Origin of the sequence: Mycolicibacter minnesotensis (assembly GCF_010731755.1) — a bacterium.
Classification (GTDB): domain Bacteria; phylum Actinomycetota; class Actinomycetes; order Mycobacteriales; family Mycobacteriaceae; genus Mycobacterium; species Mycobacterium minnesotense.
In genome coordinates this window covers 1,415,861-1,433,924 of the sequence record NZ_AP022589.1, presented here as the reverse complement: position 1 = coordinate 1,433,924, position 18,064 = coordinate 1,415,861, and the positions used below count along the sequence as shown (strand labels likewise).

The window sequence follows — 18,064 nt, the reverse complement described above, 5'->3', positions numbered from 1 at the left end:
CCTCCAACGCGCTCCTGCCGTTACGGCGGTGGTGCAGGTGGGGGCAGCAGCGGAATGGTGATCGGCGGCAGCCCCGGAATCTCGACCACCGTCGAACCCACCGGCCCGAACGGAGGGAAGCCTTCCGGCGGAGGTGGCGGTGGCGGCGGGATGCCGTTGCTGACTTCGATGGTGATGATCGAACCGGGGATGGTCTGACCACTCGGCGACGTGCCGACGACCGCACCGGAGCGGGCGCTGCTGTTGACCCAGCTCGGCTGTTCGGCGACCTGGAACCCGACTTCTTTGAGCCTTTGGCGCGCGGCGTCGACTTCCAGGCCCGTGACGCTGGGGACGCGGGAATTGGGGCCGCCGTCGACGTAGCGCGGGTCCGTCGGCGGCATGACGACATCACCGAAGTCGGTGGCAATAGGCTTCATCGCCGCGAACCAGGTGCGGGCCGGCTCGTTTCCGCCGTAGAGGTCGCCGTCCCCACAGTGCCGCAGCGGGAACGAGCACAGATCTCCCGGCGAGAGGGAGTCGTCGAAGATGTAGTTGGCCGCGGCATAGCGGTTGGTGAACCCCAGGAAGCCCGACGAGCGATGCGCCTCGGTGGTACCGGTCTTGCCCGCCATCGGCAGATCCCAGCCCACCGAGCCGGCGGCCGGCGCTGCGGTTCCGCCGCCTTGGATGTCCTTGCTCAAGGCGTTGGCCAAGGTGTTCGCGAGTCCTTCGGGAACCACTCGCTCGCAGGCCTCGGTGGCGACGGCCACCTCATTGCCGTTGCGGTCGAAGACCTTGTCGATCGGGTTCGGCGGGCACCAGACCCCACCGGAGGCCAGGGTGGCGGCGACGTTGGACAACTCCAGCGCGTTGACCTCGATCGGGCCCAGGGTGAACGAACCCAGGTTCTGCCGTTTGACGAAGTCGGCCAGGCTTTCGTTGCTGTCCGGGTCGTAGTCGCGGGCGGTGCCGGGATCGGCGTAGGAGCGCAGGCCGAGCTTGATCGCCATGTCCACGGTGCGTTCCACTCCGACCTGGGAGATCAGCTTCGCGAACGCGGTGTTGGGTGAGGTGGCCAGTGCGGTGGAGACGTTCATCGGGGACCGGTAGGGGGCGACGTTGACCACGCACCAGGTCTCCTTGGGGCAGCCCTTTGCCCCGCCACTGCCCATGCCCTTGGTCTGGAATCGGCCCGGCACCTCCAGGTCGGCGCTGATCCCCATGCCCATCTCCAGCGCCGCGGCCACCGTGAATGTCTTGAAGATCGACCCTGCGCCATCGCCGACCAGCGAGAACGGCTGCGGGCGCATGGTCTCGCCAAGGTCGGCGTTGAGTCCGTAGGTGCGATTGCTGGCCATTGCCAGCACCGGGTGTGCGTCGTTGCCGGGCTTGATCACACTCATCACGCTGGCGATGCCCTGCACGTTGGGGTTGGCGAAACTGTCGATCGCCTCTTTGATCGGGGCCTGGACGTCGGGGTCAAGCGTGGTGTGGATGACGTAGCCACCACGCGCCACCTGCTCCTTGCTGATGCCGGCCCGCGTCAGATATTCCTGCACGTAGTCGCAGAAGAACGCCCGGTCGCCGGCCGCGATGCAGCCGCGCGGCAGCTCATTCGGCTGCGGCAGGATGCCCAGCGGCTCCGCCTTGGCTGCCCGCAGCGCGTCGGCCTCGCCGGGGAGGTTTTCGATCATGGTGTCCAGCACCAGATTCCGGCGGGCCAGTGCGCCTTCGGGGTTGGTGTAGGGGTTCAGCGTGCTGGTCGACTGCACCATCCCGGCCAGCAGGGCCGCCTGCTGCCAGTTCAGGTCGGCGGCGTCGACACCGAAATAGGTCTGGGCGGCGTCCTGGATCCCGAACGAGTTGTTTCCGAACGACACCAGGTTCAGGTAGCGGGTCAGGATCTGCGGCTTGGTGAAGGTCCGGTCCAGCGTGAGCGCCATCCGGATCTCTCGGAGCTTGCGCGCGGGGGTGGTCTCGATCGCGGCACGCTTCTCGGCGTCGGTCTGGGCCAGCACCAGCAGCTGGTAATTCTTGATGTACTGCTGCTCCAGCGTGGACCCGCCGCGGGTGTCGATGTCCCCGGAGGCGTAGCCGGCCAACCCGGTCAGAGTGCCCTTCCAGTCCACTCCGCTGTGCTCGGCGAAGCGCTTGTCCTCGATTGACACGATCGCCAGCTTCATGGTGTCGGCGATCTTGTCGCTGGGCACCTCGAAGCGGCGCTGCGAGTACAGCCAGGCGATGGTGTTGCCCTTGGCATCGACCATCGTCGACACCGCAGGCACGTCTCCGCTGACCAACTGGGCCGACCCGTTGGCCACCACGTCCGAGGCACGGTTGGACATCAGGCCGACGCCGCCGGCGACGGGAAACAGCAGCGCCGCGAGTAGCACGGCGGCGAGCAGACAACACCCGGCCAGTTTGAGCACAGTTGGGCCGGTCGGGGGGCGCTCCGACATGGCTAACACACTAGCGGTGGTCGCAAGCGCGGTGGAGCCGGGCGAAGCGGGGCGGCCGCCGGCGGCTCAGCCCCGGCCGGCCGGGGTGCTCGCCGAAGACCCCTGACGCGGGTGAGGGTCCCCGCCGTGAAAATTGACATATACGTCAATAAAGGCCCGTTTCCGTCCATCCGGCCCCGGCCTCAACCGTGCAGATCATGATCGGATTGCACGGTTGTCCCAAAAAAGTGCCGATCAACCTGTTGCGCAGACGCCACCTGACCACCTAACTTGGACATCAAGTGCGATTCAGGTAACACTGATGAGGCGATGTGGCGCAGATCGCAGTATCGGATCGGTGTCGATGTTGAATAGGTGGCTGCCGGGGCGGCCGGGACGGAGGATCGTCAGTGTCTGTTGCAGCGACAGCGGTTCACACCAGTATGGCAACGGCGTCGGATTCCCAAACTCCCCGAACGGGCCTGCGTGGTGTGCAGGACGAAGGTCGAATCGCCTGGGTCTCCCAGGCCGTCTGCCGGGCCGCGGACCCCGATGAGCTCTTCGTTCGCGGTGCTGCACAACGCAAAGCCGCGGTCATCTGTAGGCACTGTCCGGTCGTGCTGCAGTGTCTGGCTGACGCTCTCGACAACCGCGTCGAGTTCGGTGTGTGGGGCGGCATGACCGAGCGGCAACGCCGGGCGCTGCTCAAGCAGCACCCCGAGGTCACGTCTTGGCGCGAGTACTTCGCCGCCCAGCGCAAGCAGCGCGACGTCGGCTGAACACCGGCTGAGTCTCTCTCCGGTTCTACTTCTCTTTCTTCGCCGTGAGCTGATCGGCGATCGCTCCCAGTGCCTCCAGGTCGGAGACATCGAACGGCAGCGACGGCACTCCCACGATAGGAACCCGCGGGTTGGCCCGGGTGAATCGCGAGAGCAGCCGAATCTCACGCTTAGCGGTGGCACCGCGCTCGGCGTGAATCTGCAGCGCCGCCGTGGTGAGCGCTTTCGCGCCCTCGGGCAATGATTCTCCGGCCGGCTCATGCAGTGTCTCGATGGCGTCGATGGCGCGCTCGATAGGCAGGTCGCACAGCATCGGGTGGGTGCGGTTGAGGATCAGCCCGGCCAGGGGCATGCGCTCGCCTGCGAGCCGATCGACGAAGAACGCCGCCTCCCGCAGTGCGTCGGGTTCGGCCGCCGACACCACCACGAACTGGGTGCCCCGCCGTTTGAGCAGCTCATAGGTGCGGTCCGCTTTCTCCCGGAAGCCGCCGAAAGTGGCATCGAGAGACTGCACGAAATTCGCTGCGTCGGAGAGCATCTGGGAACCGAGGACGGTCGACAAGGCTTTCATCGCAAGGCCGAGCGCGCCGGCGACCAGCTTGCCGAGTCCTCGACCGGGGCCCAGGAGCAACTTCCACAGCCGGCTGTCCATGAAACTGCCCAAGCGCTTGGGCGCATCCAGGAAGTCCAGCGCGTTGCGCGACGGCGGGGTGTCGACGACCACCAGGTCCCAGCGGTCCTCGCCGAGCAGCTGGCCGAGCTTCTCCATCGCCATGTACTCCTGCGTGCCGGAGAGCGAGGTGGCCACCGTTTGGTAGAACTGGTTGTTCAGGATCGCCTCGGCCCGCTCCGGCCCGGAATACTGCGCCACCATCTCATCGAAGGTGCGGCGCATGTCGAGCATCATCGCGTGCAGCTGACCCGGGACCTCGGCAGGCAGCGGCACGCGCTGCGGGTGGTTGCCCAGGTCCTCGATGCCCAGGGCCTGCGCCAGCCGGCGCGCCGGGTCGATGGTCAACACCACCACGTTGCGACCGTACTCGGCGGCCCGCAGGGCCATCGACGCCGCGGTGGTGGTCTTTCCGACGCCGCCGGCGCCGCAACACACCACGACGCGATTGGTGGTGTCGGCCAGGATCGCCGCCAAATCCAGTGCCAGCGGTTTGCCGGTCGTATCGGGTGTCATCGAACCCCCTGTTGGCCCAGAATCTCGGAAAGTTCATAGAGGCTGCCCAGGTCGATCCCATCGGTGATCGTGGGCAGTTGCAAACGTGGCACGTCCAGATCCTCTAGTTGCTCGGCCGTCTCCGTCCGAGCGCTGATGCGGGTCGCGTGCTGGATGGTCTCGGTCAGCAACCCGGCGAAGTCCTCGTCGGCCAGCGTGATTCCCGCGGCGGCCAGGCCGGCCCGTAGCGCGTCGGCATCGACGACGCCCTCGGCTGCCTTGGCCAGGTCGGCGGGTTCCAGGTGCGCAGGTATGTCGCGGTTGACGATCACGCTGCCGATCGGCAGGTCGAGCTCGCGCAGTTCCTCGATGGCCTCGAGGGTTTCCTGCATTGGCAGAGCTTCCAGCAGCGTCACCAGGTGGATCGCCGTCTGATCGGAGTGCAGTAGCTTCACCACCCCGTCGGCCTGCGAATGCACCGGCCCGCCCTTGGCCAACTGCGACACCGCCTTGGTGACGTCGAGGAACCGGGAGATCCGGCCCGTCGGCGGTGCGTCGACCACGATGGCGTCGTAGACCGGTTTGTTGTTCTTGTCGACCTGGACCACGTGGTACTTGATCTTGCCCGTGAGGATCACGTCGCGCAGACCGGGCGCGATGGTGGTCGCGAACTCGACTGCGCCGACCCGCCGCATAGCGCGTCCGGCGATCCCCAAGTTGTAGAACAGGTCGAGGTACTCCAGGAACGCGGCCTCGATGTCCATCGCCAGCGCATCGACCTGCCCGCCGTCCTCGGCGGTGGCGACCTTGAGCGGCTCGATGGGTAGTGGCGGAACGTCGAAGAGTTGCGCAATGCCTTGGCGCTCTTCGACTTCCACCAGCAATACCCGGCGCCCGCCGGCGGCCAGCGACAATGCCAGCGCGGCCGCAACCGTAGTTTTGCCGGTACCGCCCTTGCCGGTCACGAAATGCAGCCGGGCCTTCGTCAATCGAGAAGGCCAGCCGAGTGCAGGCGCGCTGCTGGATGTGGCTGTCACCACTGCATGCTAACCAAGGGCCGGGGCGCGCTAGCGATAAGCTCGCTGTCATGAGTCAACGCACGGCCTGGGAGTACGCCACCGTCCCCTTGCTCACGCACGCCACCAAGCAGATCCTCGACCAATGGGGAGAGGACGGCTGGGAGCTTGTTTCAGTGGTCCCGGGGCCGTCGGGTGAGCAGCTCATCGCCTTCCTGAAGCGCCCGCAATGAGCTGGCGAGCCCGGCTGGGCGAGCTCGGGATCGAACTGCCCGCGGTAGTGGCGCCGCTGGCGGCCTACGTTCCCGCGGTGCGCACCGGCAACCTGGTGTACACCTCCGGCCAGCTGCCTATGCAGGCCGGCGCCTTGCCGCAGACCGGCAAGGTAGGTGCGCAGGTCAGTCCGGAGGAGGGCCACGCGCTTGCCCGCACCTGCGCTCTCAATGCGCTAGCAGCAGTCGATGCCCTGGTCGGGCTCGACGCCGTGGCCCGGGTGGTCAAGGTGGTCGGGTTTGTCGCGTCGGCGCCGAACTTCAATGGCCAACCCGCCGTGGTCAACGGCGCCTCCGAGCTGTTGGGCGAGGTGTTCGGGGATGCCGGCAAGCACGCCCGCTCGGCGGTGGGGGTTTCCGAACTGCCGCTGGATGCACCGGTCGAAGTCGAGCTGATCGTCGAGCTGAAGGCAGCGGCGGAGTAGACCGCGGTGTCGGCCAGTCATCCCGCCTACGGTCGGCTGCGGCCGGTCACCGAGACCGCGTCGGTGTTGTTGGCCGACAACCCTGGGCTGATGACCCTGGAGGGCACTAACACCTGGGTGCTGCGCGGGCCCGGCAGTGACGAGGTGGTGATCGTCGACCCGGGGCCCGAAGACGATGAGCACATCGGTCGGCTCGCCGAGATCGGCAAGATCGCCTTGGTGCTCATCAGCCATCGGCACTTCGACCACACCGAGGGCATCGACAAGCTGGTGGACGCGGTCGGGGTGCCGGTGTATTCGGCGGGCAGCGGATTTCAGCGCCGGCTCGGCGGCGGCCTGACTGACGGTCAGGTGATCGATGCCGCCGGTTTACGCATCACGGTGTTCGCCACCCCGGGGCACACCGCTGACTCGCTCTCGTTCGTGCTGGACGACGCTGTCCTGACCGCCGACACCGTGCTGGGCCGTGGCACCACCGTCATCGACTCCGAAGACGGCGACCTGACGCGCTATATGGACTCGCTACGGCGACTGCGCGGGTTGGGCGGACGCACCGTGCTGCCCGGGCACGGCCCAGAACTGCCGAATATCGAAGCAGTGGCCGACGGGTATCTGGCTCACCGCGAACAACGGCTCGACCAGGTGCGCTCCGCGCTTGCCGCGTTAGGCGACGACGCCACCGCTCGTCAGGTCGTGGAACACGTCTACACCGACGTTGCCGAGGAGCTGTGGGGTGCGGCCGAACACTCGGTTCAGGCCCAGTTGAACTATCTGAGGGGCTGACCGGCGGCTCGAAACCGACGTTCTGCAGAGAAAGTACGAGTAGACATCTGCAAAACGTCGGGTTCGGCGAGACTGCTTACCTCGCTCGGCGAGCCAGTCGCTCGGAGTCGGAGATCAATACGCTCTTGCCCTCAAGGCGGATCCATCCGCGGTGGGCGAAGTCGGCCAGCGCCTTGTTCACCGTCTCCCGCGACGCACCGACCAGCTGGGCGATCTCTTCCTGAGTCAGGTCGTGGGTGACCCGCAGGGCCCCGCCTTCCTGAGTGCCGAACCGCTGCGCCAGCTGCAGCAGCTGCTTGGCGACACGGCCGGGCACGTCGGTGAAGATCAGGTCGGCCAGGTTGTTGTTGGTACGCCGCAGCCGGCGGGCCAGCACGCGCAGCAACTGCTCGGCGATCTCGGGCCGGTCGGAGATCCACGACCGGAGCGCGTCACGGTCCATCGAGACGGCGCGCACCTCGGTGATGGTGGTCGCGCCGGAGGTCCGGGGGCCGGGGTCGAAGATCGAGAGTTCGCCGAACATGTCCGAGGGACCCATGATGGTCAGGAGGTTCTCCCGGCCGTCGGGAGACCGCCGGCCGATCTTCACTTTCCCGGAGACGATGATGTACAACCGGTCGCCGGGCTCTCCTTCGGCGAACACGGTGTGTCCGCGCGGAAAGTCCACGGGCTGAAGCTGCTTGGTCAGCGCCGCCACGGCGCTGGGCTCAACTCCCTGGAAGATTCCGGCCCTCGCCAGGATCTCGTCCACGATGCCCCTTAAATGTTTTTGATGAAGGTTTTTGTAATCGTAAGCACCAGCCGAATCCCGGCCAGCCACCTGAGTCTAGAGCCAGGCGTCAAGCGACGTTACAACGCTACACACGATTGGCATGGCGATTCGGGGGAAACTGCGGATTCGCCTGCTCTACCCGACTCAACCCGGTTTCGATGCGTTCCAGCCCGACCGCTGAGAGCATCAGCAGCGTCGGGATAGCGGTGATCAACAACCAGGACACAAGTCGTCAGTAAACATGGGCAAGGTCTCGTTGGGGTCACAAATTAGTACCCTGTCGGAGGTGACAGTGGACAAAGCCTCCCGCGCCGCGCGGACGGAAACCCGGACCGGACTGGTGCGGCGCGCCCGTCGGATGAATCGGACTCTGGCGCAGGCCTTTCCCGACGCCCATTGCGAGTTGGACTTCACTACGCCGCTGGAGCTCGCGGTGGCGACGGTGCTCTCGGCCCAGTGCACCGACGTGCGCGTGAACCTGACGACACCGGCGTTGTTCGCCCGCTACCCCACAGCACTGGATTACGCCCAAGCCGACCGCACCGAGCTGGAGGAGCTCATTCGGCCCACCGGCTTCTACCGCAACAAGGCGGCGGCCCTGACCAAACTGGGCCAGACGCTGGTCGAGCGATTCGACGGGGAGCTGCCCCGCACCATGGAAGAACTGGTCAGCCTGCCCGGAGTGGGACGCAAGACCGCCAACGTGATTCTGGGCAACGCGTTCGACGTCCCGGGGATCACCGTCGACACCCACTTCGGCCGGCTGGTGCGGCGCTGGGCCTGGACCTCTGAGGAGGACCCGGTCAAGGTCGAGCATGCGGTCGGTGAGCTGATCGAACGCAAGGACTGGACCCTGCTGAGCCACCGGGTGATCTTCCACGGCCGGCGGGTATGCCACGCCCGAAAGCCGGCCTGCGGGGTGTGCCTGCTGGCCAAGGACTGCCCCTCATTCGGGCTCGGCCCCACCAACCCGGCGGAGGCCGCCGCGCTGGTCAAGGGTCCCGAGACCGAACACCTGCTGGCCCTGGCCGGGCTGTAGCGGTTGCCGCGCCGATGAGCACGTCGACCCGATGGACCCTCGCAGTATTGGCCGTGGTGGCCGCCCTGCTCACCGGATTGGTCGCCGAGCTGCGCCGTGAACCGGCGCCGGTACAGCACGGCCGCGGCACCGTCGCGCCCGGCGCCGAGCAGGACCTGTCCATGCTGCGGGCGCGCGCCGCCCTGTCGCCCTGCCCGGTGGGGTCGCCCGGCGCCGGCCCCAGCGCACTACGCGGCGTCACGGTCGAGTGCGCAGCCGACGGCGCCCCGGTTGATGTGGCTGCCATGGTCGCCGACCGCACGGTGGTGCTGAATCTTTGGGCGTACTGGTGCGGGCCCTGCCGCGACGAGCTGCGCGTCTTCGCGGAATACCAACGTCGGGCCGGGGCGGGCGTGACTGTGGTGACGGTGCATCAAGACGACAACCAAGCAGCGGGGCTGGCGCTGCTGGCGGAGCTGGGCGTGCACCTGCCCACCGTGCAAGACGGCAGACGTCAGATTGCTGCCGCATTGCGGGTGCCCAACGTGATGCCCGCGACGGTGGTCCTGGCCGCGGACGGTAGCGTTGCCCGCATCCTGCCGCAGCCCTTCGCCAATGCCGAGGAGATCGCCGCCGCCGTCGAGAACAGCGGTCGCTGATGTGGGGCGATCAGGATCCGGCGAAGAGGGAGACGCGGTGAGCGCTGGCGAGTCCCAGCCCTGGGTCCCGTCCCGTGCACCGTCCTGGCTGCGCCCCCTGATCGACAACGTCGAGAAGGTGCCTTCGGCCTATGTGCAGCGCTTGCCCGCCGACGTCCGCGCGATGATCACAGCGGCCAACGCCAAAGCCAGCATCACCGGGAACCGGCGCGATGCGGCGGTCCTGGTGCTGTTCTCCGGACCGCCGGCCGGCCCCACGGCTGCCATCCCCGAATCGGCTGACCTGCTGGTCACGGTGCGGGCCTCCACGCTGCGTCATCACGCCGGGCAGGCAGCCTTCCCGGGTGGGGCGGTCGATCCTGGTGACGCCGGTCCGGTCTCCACTGCGCTGCGGGAGGCCAACGAGGAGACGGGCATCGATCCGGTCCGCGTTCACCCGCTGGTCGCGTTGGAGAAGATCTTCATTGCGCCCTCGGGGTTCCAGGTGGTGCCGGTGCTGGCCTACTCCGAGGACCCCGGGCCGGTGACCGCGGTGGATCCAGGAGAGACCGCGATCGTCGCGCGCGTTCCAGTCCGGGCATTCATCAACCCCGAGAACCGGTTGATGGTTTACCGTGATGCGCGCAGTCGGCGTTGGGCCATGCCGGCGTTCCGGCTCAACCAGATGCTGGTCTGGGGATTCACCGCCCAGGTGATCTCGGCGATGTTGGATGTGGCCGGCTGGGCTCAGCCCTGGGACACCACCGAGGTGCTCGGGCTGGACGAGGCCATGGCGCAGGTTGGAGGAGAAGGCGAAATATGACGTCGTCACAGTGGCTGGACATCGCCGTGCTCGCGATCGCCTTCGTTGCCGCGGTTTCCGGCTGGCGCTCCGGCGCGCTGGGTTCCCTACTGTCCTTCGTCGGTGTTGCTCTGGGCGCAATGGCCGGAGTGTTGTTGGCCCCGCACCTGATCGAGAGTGTCTCTGGTGCCCGGCTGAAGCTGTTCGCCGCACTCTTTCTGATCCTGGCCATGGTCGTCATCGGTGAGGTCGCCGGAGTGGTGCTGGGCCGGGCGGTGCGCGGAGCGATCCGCAACCCGGGCGTCCGTGGCGTGGACTCCGTCATCGGAGTGGCGCTGCAGCTGGTGGTGGTGCTGATCGCGGCCTGGCTGCTGGCCACCCCGCTGACCGCCTCCGACCAACCGAGCCTGGCCGCCGCCGTCAACGATTCGCGTGTGCTGCGCCAGGTTGACGATGTCGCGCCGCGTTGGCTCAAGAACGTGCCGCGGCGGTTGTCGGCGGTGCTCGACGATTCCGGCCTTCCCTCCGTGCTCGAACCCTTCAACCGCGCCCCGATCGCCGCCGTGGATGCTCCGGACCCGGAGTTGGCCGCCAACCCCGTGGTGGAGGCCACTGCACCCAGTGTGCTGCGGATCCGGGGAGTGGCACCCAACTGCCAGAAAGTGCTGGAGGGCACCGGATTCGTGATCGCACCTACTCGGGTGATGACGAATGCGCACGTGGTCGCCGGCGCAGACAGTGTGACGGTGGAGAGCGGCGCCAAGTCCTTCGAGGCCGCGGTGATCTCCTTCGACCCCAAGGAAGACATCGCGATCCTGGCCGTACCCGATCTGCCCCTGCCCCCATTGGTGTTTGCCTCCGCTCTGGCTGAGGCTGACACCGACGCGCTGGTGCTGGGCTACCCCGGTGGCGGTGTCTTCGAGGCCACGCCGGCCCGAATTCGTGACGTCATCAACCTCGAGGGCCCGGACATCTACCGCAACGCGACGGTCACCCGCCAGGTGTACACGATCAGGGGCACTGTCCAGCAAGGCAACTCCGGCGGTCCGATGATCGACATGAACGGCCGAGTGCTCGGCGTGGTGTTCGGCGCTGCGGTCGACGACGCCGACACCGGGTTCGTCATGACGGCCGACGAGGTGACCGGACAGCTTGCCCGCGTCGGCGACACACAGCCGGTGCCGACCCAGACCTGCGTGGGCTCGGAGTAATCCGCCGGCTAGTCCCGCTGCAAAAACCGCATCAGGTGATCGTTGACCACCGCGGGCGCCTCTTCGTGGGCGAAATGTCCCGCCCCGGGCACTGACACGTACTGGCCGTGCGGCGCATACCGACGGGTCTTCTCGACCGGGTCCGCCAGCACATAGGGATCGTCGTCCCCCCGCAGATGCAGCAGCGGAGTGGTGACCGTACGCAGGTCCAGTGCCTTCATGAACCGGCGGCCCTCGGCGCGCAGCTGACTGCGCACTGCCCAGCGCTGGTACTCCAGCGCGCAGTGCGCCGCAGACGGAATCCGCACCGCGGTGCGCAGGTGCCCGATGGTCTCGGCGAAATCGTCGCTGGCCTGCCAGTTGGCCCCCGCTCTGCTGCGCACCAGGCGTTCGAGTTCGGCGCCGCCATGGCGGGTCAGGTTGCGCTCCGGCCAGAACGGCACCTGATAGCGCAGCAGCCACGGCAACAGGGCGCGGCCCTGGTCGGTGTGGGTCAGCGCCGAACGCCGCAGCGCCGCCGGATGCGGTGAGCTGATCACGGCGATGTCGCGCACCAGGCGGGGGTGCAGCAGCGCGGTGGCCCAACACACCAGGCCGCCGTCGGCATGGCCTACCAGGGTCGCCGACGAGTGCCCCAGGGCCCGGATCAAGCCGGCGGTGTCGCCGGCCAGCGTCCAGCCGTCATAGCCGCGGGGAGGTTTGTCGCTGCCTCCGTAGCCACGCAGGTCGACCGCGACGACGCGCACACCGCTCAGTCCGCGCAGCTGATGACGCCACGTCCACCAGAACGAACCGAACCCGTGCAGCAGCATCACCAGCGGCAGTGCGGTGGGTGAGACGTCGGTGCCGGTGCCGCCGACCGGCACCGCCTCGACGACATGGAAGCGAATGCCGTTGGCGTGGATGTCCCAGTGGCGCCACGGGCCGTCGATGCGAGTGCTCGACGGATCCGGTGGCGGCACTACCAGCCTGACGGGTCGGTGGTCGGCTTGCCCTCGTGCGATCCCGCCGCTGCAGGCGACTTGCCGTGCAGGCGGGACGGGTCGGGGCGCAATGCGTCGCGGGTCTCGCGAACCGACTCGATGGTCTGGCGGGGACCGCGGATGCGCCGGACCCGCAGGAAGCCGACCACTGCCAAGGCCACCGTCACCACCAGCATGATCCCGAACACGATCAGGTAGGCCGCCCAGTCCTGCAGCCACATGTTCAGTAGTTCGGCGACGAAGAAGAAGAAAAAGAAGGTGCTGTAGAACAACACGACCAGGGCCGCGATGAAGAACACGCTGCCGGTCAGGCCCCTTTTGACGTCCCGGGTGATCTCGGAGCGGGCCAGCTCGACCTCGGCGCGTACCAGCGTCGATATCTGCGCCGTGGCGTCCTTGACCAGGTCACCCAGGGATGGGTCGGCAGGCAGTGCGTGTGGGTCTGCCAGCGGGATGGTCGCCACGGTGTTCGGCACGCCGTTGCGGTCCGCCTTGGCCGAGCTGTTCGAGGCGCGGGATGCGTTCCTGCGATCGGCCTTGCTCACTGGCTGTCCTCCGTTCGCCGTCGTCGCGGCTTAATGTTGCCATGCGGTGGCCGACCCGACGAGCGGCCCCGGTAAAGCCCCCTGATGGCTGCGGGCTGCGGCGTGCCCAGCCCCGCCGCGTCGCCCGCCGCCGCTAGGCTGGTGTTTACCACCGGGGGTGGGGTTGATCGACGGGAGAACCGCTGTGCAGATCGCGCACCGCTGGATGCTGCGTGCCGCAGCGGCACTAGTGGTCTGGGCGGCGTGTGCCGCCGTGACCACGGTTGCAGCACCGGCGGCCCAGGTGGCCGCCGATGACAAGGTTGTGATGGGCGGGGGCGCCGGCATCGTCGTCGACGAGGACACGCTGTGCACGCTGACCGCGATCGGACATGACAAGACCGGTGCCCTGATCGGTTTCACCTCAGCGCACTGCGGTGGCCCGGGCGCCCAGGTGGCAGCCGAGGGTTCAGAAGGCGCCGGCACCATCGGTCACATGGTGGCCGGCAATGACGGCCTGGACTACGCGGTGATCGAGTTCGACCCGAACAAGGTGACGCCGGTACCCAACTTCGGCGGGTTCGTGATCGGCGGCATCGGGCCGGACCCCTCGGTCGGCCAGATCGCCTGCAAACAGGGCCGCACCACCGGCAACTCCTGCGGGATGACCTGGGGACCGGGCCAAGACCCGGGCACCATCGTGATGCAGGTCTGCGGACGGCCCGGCGACTCCGGCGGGCCCGTGGTGGTGAACAACATGCTGGTGGGCATGATCCACGGGGCGTTCAGTGACGCCCTGCCGACCTGCGTGATCAAGTACATCCCGTTGCACACGCCTGCGGTCGTGGTCTCGATCAACGCCGTCCTGGGCGACATCAACGCCAACGACCGGCCGGGCGCGGGTTTCGTCCCGATCGGTTGACCGAATGCCGGTTGCCCTACGGGGCTAGTCGGCTGCCCGAATCGCGTCGAACACGCTGGGGTCCACGAGGGTTGAGGTATCCCCGAGGTCACGTCCATCGGCCACGTCGCGCAGCAGTCGACGCATGATCTTGCCGCTGCGGGTCTTGGGCAGCTCCGGCACCACGTGGACGTTGCGGGGCTTGGCGATCGGCGAGATCTCTATCGCGACGCGCTCGCGCAGTTCGTCGACGATCGAATTGCCCAGCCTGCTGTGGGACGCGGCGAGCACCACGAACGCGCAGATCCGTTGGCCGGTCTGCTCGTCGATGGCGCCCACCACGGCGGCCTCGGCCACCGCCTCATGGCTGACCAAGGCGGACTCCACCTCGGCGGTGGAGATGCGGTGTCCCGACACGTTCATGACGTCGTCGATGCGGCCCAGCACCCAGATGTCGCCGTCCGCGTCGTAGCGGGCGCCGTCACCGGCGAAATACCAACCCTGCTCGGCGAATCGCGACCAGTAGGTGTCGATGAAGCGTTGCCGGTCACCCCAGATACCGCGGGTCATCGACGGCCACGGCTGGTCGATCACGAGGTATCCCGAGACCGGTTCCCCGGCCGATTGATCGGGAGCCAGCAGGTCACCGTGATCGTCGACGATGCGGGCGGAGATCCCGGGCAGCGGGGTCATCGCGGCACCCGGCTTGGCCGCGGCCACCCCCGGCAGCGGGGTGATCATCGCCGCACCGGTCTCGGTCTGCCACCAGGTGTCGACCACCGGCACCGCATCGGCGCCGATCACCCGTCGGTACCAGCGCCAGGCTTCGGGGTTGATCGGTTCGCCGACGGAACCCAGCAGGCGCAGGCTGGACAGGTCGTGGGCATCGGGCACCTCGCGGCCCCACTTCATAAACGTGCGGATCAGCGTAGGTGCGGTGTAATAGATTGTCACACCGTACTTTTCGATGATCTGGAAATGCCGGTGGTGGTCCGGGAAATCGGGAGTTCCCTCGTAGATCACCTCGGTGGCGCCATTGGCCAGCGGCCCGTACACCGCGTAGGTGTGGCCGGTGACCCATCCGACGTCGGCAGTGCACCAGAAGACGTCGGAGTCGGCCTTGAGATCGAAGACGTAGTGGTGGGTGTACGCGGCCTGGGTCAGGTAACCGCCGCTGGTGTGCACGATCCCCTTCGGCTTGCCGGTGGTTCCCGAGGTGTAGAGCAGGAACAGCGGCTGCTCGGATTCGAACGCTTCGGGGGTGTGCTGAGATTCGGCGGGCTCCACCACGTCGTGCCACCACAGGTCGCGATCGGGGTTCCACGAAACGTCGCCGCCGGTGCGGCGCACCACGAGCACGTGCTCGACACTGCTGTCTTGGGCGGCCGCGCCCAAAGCCTCGTCGACCGCGGGCTTCAGCGGTGCCGGCTGGCCGCGACGGAACTGCCCGTCGGAAGTGATGACCACCTTCGCCTGGGCGTCGTCGATCCGGGAGCGCAGCGCGTGCGCGGAGAACCCGGCGAACACCACGGTGTGCAAGACGCCCAGCCGCGCGCACGCGAGCATCGCGATGACGGCTTCGGGGATCATCGGCAGGTAGATCGCCACCCGGTCACCGGCGACCAGGCCGAGCCCGGCCAGCGCATTGGCGGCGCGGGAGACCTCGGCCAGCAGATCGGCGTAGGTGATGGTGCGGGTGTCGCCTTGGGGCTCACCCTCCCAGTGGATCGCCACCCGGTCACCGTGGCCTTGTTCCACGTGGCGATCCACGCAGTTGTAGGCGACGTTGAGCCTGCCGTCGGCGAACCAACGCGCGAAGGGGGCGTCTGCGTAATCGAGTACCTCGGTGAACGGTGTTGCCCAGCTCAGCCGGTTGGCCTGCTCGGCCCAGAATCCGAGGCGATCGGACTCGGCTGCACGGTACAACTCGGGACCTGCGTTGGCCTGCGCGGCGAACTCTGCCGACGGCGGGTACGTCGGCGTTGCAGGGGCGGGGGAGGTGTCTGAGTTGCTGCTCACCGTCAGGAGCCTAATCACCGCGACGGTAGTGTCTATAGCCCGTGACCACTGCCCGGGATCCACTCGCCCCGTTATTGGCGTTGCCCGGTGTCGCCGAGGCCAGTGAGCAGGTCCGCGACGAGTTGGCGCGGGTGCACCGGCATAAGACCAACATGCGGGGCTGGCCGGTCAGCGCAGCGGAGGCTTCCCTGCGGGCGGCGCGGGCGTCATCGGTGCTCGACGGTGGGCCCGCGGCGGTGGATGCCGCGGCGACGTCTGATCCGGTGTTCGCCGGTGCCCTGCGGGTGGCCCAGGCGTTGGAGGGCGGAGAGACCACGTTGGTCGAGGTCTGGCGGCGGGCGCCGTTGCAGGCCTTGGCTCGGCTGCACGTGTTGGCCGCCGCGGACCTCGTCGAGGAGGAACGCCTTGGTCGGCCCGAGGGCGGCGCGGCCGTAGGCCGAAGGCTGGAGATGCTGGCCGACCTTGCCACCGGGGGCACCTCGGTGGCTGCGCCGGTATTCGCCGCGGTGGTACACGGCGAACTGCTGACGCTGGCGCCGTTCGGCAGTGCCGACGGCGTGGTGGCCCGAGCCGCGGCCCGGCTCGTCACGATCGCCAGCGGATTGGACCGTCACGGGCTGGGCGTGCCCGAGGTGACCTGGATGCGCCAGGTGCGGGACTACCGGCGGGCTGCGAAGGAGTTCGCGAGCGGTTCGGCGCAAGGCGTCACGGCGTGGCTGCTGTTGTGTTGCGGCGCCATGCGCACTGGTGCCCTTGATGCTCTGGGGATTGCTGAGGCGGGTCGCTAAGCGCCTGCGGCGACGCTGCAGAACGTACGAAGCGGGCGGCGATCCGAAGGGATTCGGCTCGCCGCCCGCTAGTACGGTACACGGTTACCAAGCGTCCAACGTGGGCTGCGTGGGTGGCCTCGGCGCTCCTGCGGTGTTCTTCGGCTGCATTCCCACCCAAGGGTCTGCTGACACCGATCACGTTCCGCAATTACGCAGGCCCGCAACACTTCTGCCATCTTCGCGGCTGTGGCTCCGCGTGGGTACCGCTCTCCGTACTGGGAAGTGCGGCTCGGGAGATCGATCCTTCTCTTCCGGGTCGACCCTGGCCTTGCCGGCTTCCGTGCTTCCTTTGTACTACGTGATGCACGCCACAGCAAGGGTCAATCGCGCACGGCGCGTGCCGTGTCATCGGATTGTGATCAGTGATGTTTGCTGGAACGCAATTCAGGGTGCTAATCGGCGCAGCACGGAGTAGGTGAGGGCCCCGGCGGCCAGTGCGCTGATTCCGACGGCTGCGGTGGTCGCCAGCGCGGCGCCAGACGGGGCCGGGATCCGGTCGCGCAGCGACACCGGACGCGAGAAGGTCAGTATCGGCCAACCGTGGGCGATCGCTTCCTTGCGCAGCGCGCGATCGGGGTTGACCGCCGACGGGTGTCCGACCACCTGCAGCATGGGCAGGTCGGTGATGGAGTCCGAGTAGGCATAGCAGTGCTCCAGCGGGTACCCCTCGCGAGCGGCCAGCTCGCGGATGGCCTGCACCTTGCCTTCGCCGTAGCAGTAGAACGCGATCTCGCCGGTGTACTTGCCGTCGGCGACAACCATCCTGGTCGCCATGGCGTGCGTCGCCCCCAGCGCGCGGGCGATGGGCGCCACGATCTCCTCGCCGGAGGCCGACACCACCACGACGTCGCGGCCGCAGAGTTTGTGGTCGGCGATCAGTTCGGCGGCCTCGGCGAAGATCAGGGGCGTGACGACGTCGTGAATCGTCTCGTTGACGATGGCCTTGACCTGTTCCACATTCCAGCCGGTGCACATGTTGGTCAGGTGGGCCCGCATCCGCTCCATCTGGTCATGGTCGGCGCCGGACAGCAGCATGAGAAATTGCGCGTAGCTCGACTTGAGCACCGTGCGGCGATTGATCAGTCCCTGGTCCATAAAGGGTTTGCTGAAGGCCAGCGCGCTGGACTTCGCAATCACCGTCTGGTCGAGGTCCAGAAAGGCTGCGGTACGGGTTCTGGGCGACCCGGAAGGGTCGGTGGGGGCCGCTGATGGCGTGGGTGGTGACTGCGGCTGCGGTGTGGAGGCGGTCACCGGTTCAGCATAGGTCGGGGGTCTCAACCAAGCGGGTGCTACGCCCGAAAGAGCACCTCACGCACAGTGGGGAACGGCCGGCGTGCATTTGACGTAACACTTGCGCCCGACCGCCCAGTCATGTGTATAGTGGCATCACTCGGCTTATGCCGAGGGTGTATCGGCCCGACCCCCCGGGGTTGATACGCGACGACCTCCGCCTCCTCCCCCCCTGGCGGGGGTCGTCTTTTTTAACCGGTAAAAAGTTCGCCGGAA

At 67.5% G+C, this 18,064-nt stretch carries 18 protein-coding genes; 10 read left to right on the top strand and 8 right to left on the bottom strand.

Going from position 1 to position 18,064, the window contains the following annotated elements:
- Positions 1-20 precede the first annotated feature (20 nt).
- Complete coding sequence (ponA2, locus tag G6N09_RS06785; protein ID WP_083026121.1) at positions 21-2,441, bottom strand: transglycosylase/D,D-transpeptidase PonA2; 2,421 nt, start codon at positions 2,439-2,441, stop codon at positions 21-23.
- A gap of 422 nt (positions 2,442-2,863) precedes the next feature.
- Here ponA2 and G6N09_RS06780 point away from each other — a divergent pair, with 422 nt between their 5' ends.
- Positions 2,864-3,199 carry a WhiB family transcriptional regulator gene (locus G6N09_RS06780; protein ID WP_083026119.1) on the top strand — a complete coding sequence of 112 codons (336 nt, stop codon included), beginning with the start codon at positions 2,864-2,866 and terminating at the stop codon, positions 3,197-3,199.
- 25 nt (positions 3,200-3,224) lie between these two features.
- Here the strand turns inward: G6N09_RS06780 and G6N09_RS06775 are convergent, their stop codons facing one another.
- Positions 3,225-4,385: an ATPase BagB gene (locus G6N09_RS06775; RefSeq protein WP_083026117.1), complete on the bottom strand. Its 1,161-nt coding sequence runs from the start codon at positions 4,383-4,385 to the stop codon at positions 3,225-3,227.
- Entirely contained in the window at positions 4,382-5,404 is a 1,023-nt protein-coding gene (locus G6N09_RS06770; protein ID WP_083026115.1) for an ATPase BagA, read from the bottom strand. The genes G6N09_RS06775 and G6N09_RS06770 overlap by 4 nt, the downstream gene beginning before the upstream one ends.
- Before the next feature lie 47 nt (positions 5,405-5,451).
- Here G6N09_RS06770 and G6N09_RS06765 point away from each other — a divergent pair, with 47 nt between their 5' ends.
- From G6N09_RS06765 to G6N09_RS06755, 3 genes are read left to right on the top strand one after another with little or no spacing between them, the layout of a single operon-like run.
- On the top strand, positions 5,452-5,613 hold the full coding sequence (locus G6N09_RS06765) for a Sp36 family protein (RefSeq protein WP_109558927.1): 162 nt from the start codon (positions 5,452-5,454) through the stop codon (positions 5,611-5,613).
- Positions 5,610-6,077 carry a RidA family protein gene (locus G6N09_RS06760; protein WP_083026112.1) on the top strand — a complete coding sequence of 156 codons (468 nt, stop codon included), beginning with the start codon at positions 5,610-5,612 and terminating at the stop codon, positions 6,075-6,077. Before G6N09_RS06765 ends, G6N09_RS06760 begins: the two co-directional genes overlap by 4 nt.
- 6 nt (positions 6,078-6,083) lie before the next feature.
- Entirely contained in the window at positions 6,084-6,860 is a 777-nt protein-coding gene (locus tag G6N09_RS06755) for an MBL fold metallo-hydrolase (RefSeq protein WP_083026110.1), read from the top strand.
- Positions 6,861-6,936: 76 nt separating this feature from the next.
- Here the strand turns inward: G6N09_RS06755 and crp are convergent, their stop codons facing one another.
- Complete coding sequence (crp, locus tag G6N09_RS06750; RefSeq protein ID WP_083026109.1) at positions 6,937-7,611, bottom strand: cAMP-activated global transcriptional regulator CRP; 675 nt, start codon at positions 7,609-7,611, stop codon at positions 6,937-6,939.
- A gap of 313 nt (positions 7,612-7,924) precedes the next feature.
- Here crp and nth point away from each other — a divergent pair, with 313 nt between their 5' ends.
- Genes nth through marP form a run of 4 tightly spaced genes read left to right on the top strand, consistent with a single transcriptional unit; the run spans position 7,925 to position 11,301 of the window.
- Complete coding sequence (gene nth / locus G6N09_RS06745; protein WP_083026168.1) at positions 7,925-8,671, top strand: endonuclease III; 747 nt, start codon at positions 7,925-7,927, stop codon at positions 8,669-8,671.
- Between the two features lie 14 nt (positions 8,672-8,685).
- Complete coding sequence (locus G6N09_RS06740; protein ID WP_083026108.1) at positions 8,686-9,309, top strand: TlpA family protein disulfide reductase; 624 nt, start codon at positions 8,686-8,688, stop codon at positions 9,307-9,309.
- A gap of 37 nt (positions 9,310-9,346) precedes the next feature.
- Positions 9,347-10,111 (top strand): NUDIX hydrolase, encoded by a 765-nt coding sequence (locus G6N09_RS06735; RefSeq protein ID WP_234807020.1) that lies wholly within the window; start codon positions 9,347-9,349, stop codon positions 10,109-10,111.
- Positions 10,108-11,301, top strand: coding sequence for an acid resistance serine protease MarP (gene marP, locus G6N09_RS06730; RefSeq protein ID WP_083026106.1), 1,194 nt, complete (start codon positions 10,108-10,110; stop codon positions 11,299-11,301). Before G6N09_RS06735 ends, marP begins: the two co-directional genes overlap by 4 nt.
- An 8-nt stretch (positions 11,302-11,309) precedes the next feature.
- Here marP and G6N09_RS06725 read toward each other — a convergent pair whose 3' ends face one another.
- Together G6N09_RS06725 and G6N09_RS06720 are read right to left on the bottom strand one after the other, a co-directional pair.
- Positions 11,310-12,263, bottom strand: coding sequence for an alpha/beta fold hydrolase (locus G6N09_RS06725; RefSeq protein ID WP_083026105.1), 954 nt, complete (start codon positions 12,261-12,263; stop codon positions 11,310-11,312).
- Positions 12,263-12,829 carry a phage holin family protein gene (locus tag G6N09_RS06720; protein WP_083026103.1) on the bottom strand — a complete coding sequence of 189 codons (567 nt, stop codon included), beginning with the start codon at positions 12,827-12,829 and terminating at the stop codon, positions 12,263-12,265. Before G6N09_RS06720 ends, G6N09_RS06725 begins: the two co-directional genes overlap by 1 nt.
- Positions 12,830-13,013: 184 nt before the next feature.
- On the opposite strand from G6N09_RS06720, the gene G6N09_RS06715 reads away from it, so the two are divergent.
- Positions 13,014-13,730, top strand: coding sequence for a S1 family peptidase (locus G6N09_RS06715; protein WP_083026101.1), 717 nt, complete (start codon positions 13,014-13,016; stop codon positions 13,728-13,730).
- 24 nt (positions 13,731-13,754) lie between these two features.
- On the opposite strand, the gene acs is transcribed toward G6N09_RS06715, so the two are convergent.
- Complete coding sequence (gene acs / locus G6N09_RS06710; RefSeq protein WP_083026099.1) at positions 13,755-15,728, bottom strand: acetate--CoA ligase; 1,974 nt, start codon at positions 15,726-15,728, stop codon at positions 13,755-13,757.
- Positions 15,729-15,769: 41 nt separating this feature from the next.
- Between acs and G6N09_RS06705 the strand changes: the two genes are divergently transcribed.
- Positions 15,770-16,516: an oxidoreductase gene (locus G6N09_RS06705; protein WP_083026097.1), complete on the top strand. Its 747-nt coding sequence runs from the start codon at positions 15,770-15,772 to the stop codon at positions 16,514-16,516.
- 426 nt (positions 16,517-16,942) lie between these two features.
- On the opposite strand, the gene G6N09_RS06700 is transcribed toward G6N09_RS06705, so the two are convergent.
- Positions 16,943-17,809 carry an HAD-IB family hydrolase gene (locus tag G6N09_RS06700; protein ID WP_083026095.1) on the bottom strand — a complete coding sequence of 289 codons (867 nt, stop codon included), beginning with the start codon at positions 17,807-17,809 and terminating at the stop codon, positions 16,943-16,945.
- Positions 17,810-18,064 lie beyond the last annotated feature (255 nt).

What these genes read in the sequence shown, in the direction of transcription:
- ponA2 (WP_083026121.1), bottom strand. Translation starts at nt 2,441, where the DNA reads ATGTCGGAGCGCCCCCCGACCGGCCCAACTGTGCTCAAACTGGCCGGG.
- G6N09_RS06780 (WP_083026119.1), top strand. Translation starts at nt 2,864, where the DNA reads ATGGCAACGGCGTCGGATTCCCAAACTCCCCGAACGGGCCTGCGTGGT.
- G6N09_RS06775 (WP_083026117.1), bottom strand. Translation starts at nt 4,385, where the DNA reads ATGACACCCGATACGACCGGCAAACCGCTGGCACTGGATTTGGCGGCG.
- G6N09_RS06765 (WP_109558927.1), top strand. Translation starts at nt 5,452, where the DNA reads ATGAGTCAACGCACGGCCTGGGAGTACGCCACCGTCCCCTTGCTCACG.
- G6N09_RS06760 (WP_083026112.1), top strand. Translation starts at nt 5,610, where the DNA reads ATGAGCTGGCGAGCCCGGCTGGGCGAGCTCGGGATCGAACTGCCCGCG.
- G6N09_RS06740 (WP_083026108.1), top strand. Translation starts at nt 8,686, where the DNA reads ATGAGCACGTCGACCCGATGGACCCTCGCAGTATTGGCCGTGGTGGCC.
- marP (WP_083026106.1), top strand. Translation starts at nt 10,108, where the DNA reads ATGACGTCGTCACAGTGGCTGGACATCGCCGTGCTCGCGATCGCCTTC.